Source organism: Collinsella aerofaciens (genome assembly GCF_040915425.1).
Lineage (GTDB): Bacteria > Actinomycetota > Coriobacteriia > Coriobacteriales > Coriobacteriaceae > Collinsella > Collinsella aerofaciens_BW.
The window spans coordinates 1-1,299 of the sequence record NZ_JBCPDN010000127.1 but is presented as its reverse complement, the minus strand read 5'-3'; the positions used below and the strand labels follow the sequence as shown (position 1 = coordinate 1,299).

At 68.6% G+C, this 1,299-nt stretch carries 1 protein-coding gene; it reads right to left on the bottom strand.

Features of this window, described 5'->3' with window-relative positions:
• Window positions 1–29: 29 nt before the first annotated feature.
• Window positions 30–1,299, bottom strand: a 1,270-nt coding sequence (locus AB5164_RS10175) for an IS3 family transposase (protein WP_270226442.1), incomplete at its 5' end; no start/stop codon positions are given.

Here is a 1,299-nt window from a genome sequence, read left to right as displayed (position 1 = left end):
GGGGGTGCGGACGATTTCTTGGACCGCGCCTAGGCGTATCCAAGCTTCCTGCGGTACTCCATCGGGCTCAGCCACCCGAGGGACTTCTTGATCCGCTCCTCACGATAGTACACGAGGTAGGCCTCGAGCCTTCCCATGAACTCCTCGGCCGTCACGCCCTCCCAGTCCCTGTAGTGGAAGAACTCGTTCTTGAGGCGCCCGAAGAAGCCCTCGCAGGCCGAGTTGTCCGGGCTGCAGCCCTTCGCGGACATGCTCCTGACCAGGCCGTTCTCCTCGCAGATCCCGATCCACTCCGGCCAGCGGTAGTGGCCGCCCCGGTCCGAGTGGATCGTCGTGCGCACCCCCGCCGGCCTCGCCGCGCAGGCCTTGAGCAGGCTCGAGTTCGCGAGGCGCTTGTCGGGGTGCAGCCCGATCGACCAGGCGACGGGCATCCCGTCGAAGCAGTCGACGATCGGGCTCAGGTAGACCTTCTCGCCGCCCGGGAGCCTGAACTCGGTGATGTCGGTGAGCCACAGCCGGTTGGGCTCGTCGGCGCGGAACCTCCTGTTCACGAGGTTCTCCGGCGCCTTGGAGACCTCGCCGGCGTAGGAGCTGTAGCCCCGGGCGCGCCTCTTGTTGTAGACGACCTCGAGGCCCTCCTCGCGCATCACGCGGGCCACGCGCTTCTCGCTGGCCCGGACGCCCTCGCGGCGCAGGCGCGCCCAGACGGTGCGGTACCCCCAGCACCCCGAGCCCTCGCGGAAGATGCGCACCACGCGGTCGCGTATGTCGGCGTCGCGGTCGCGCGGCGCGGCGACGCGGGGCCTCCAGTACTCATAGGAGCTCTTCGATATCCTCAAGAAACCTGTGATCGAGCGGAGGGGCAGGGCGGTCGCCCGCCTCAATCTCTCGCCGAGCTCGCACTTGCTCCTGTTCGAGATCGAAGCCGGGTCCCACCCTTCCGCTTTTAGGTCGGCCAACACCGCCCTGAGCAGCAGGTTCTCTATCTGGTCCTCGTTGAGCCCGGCGAGCGGGCCGGTCGCCGGCGGGGCGTAGATCGACTTGTCGGGGCCCAAGCTGGCCTCCTTCCGTGGCGGTTTCCTCGCCCCGATTCTACAGCGCGCCCCGGTGTAGCTGTGCGGGAGGTGCCCCGTCGCCCACTTCTTGGCCGCGCCCACCGAGACCCCCGCGAACTTCGCGGCGGCGGTCGGCCCCATGCCGTCCTCCGTCGCCAGGAGGAAGAGCTCGACCTTCTCCCTGCTGTACATGCGAACCTCCAGTCCGGACCGCCCCGCGGTCCAACTTTCTGTCCGCACCCCC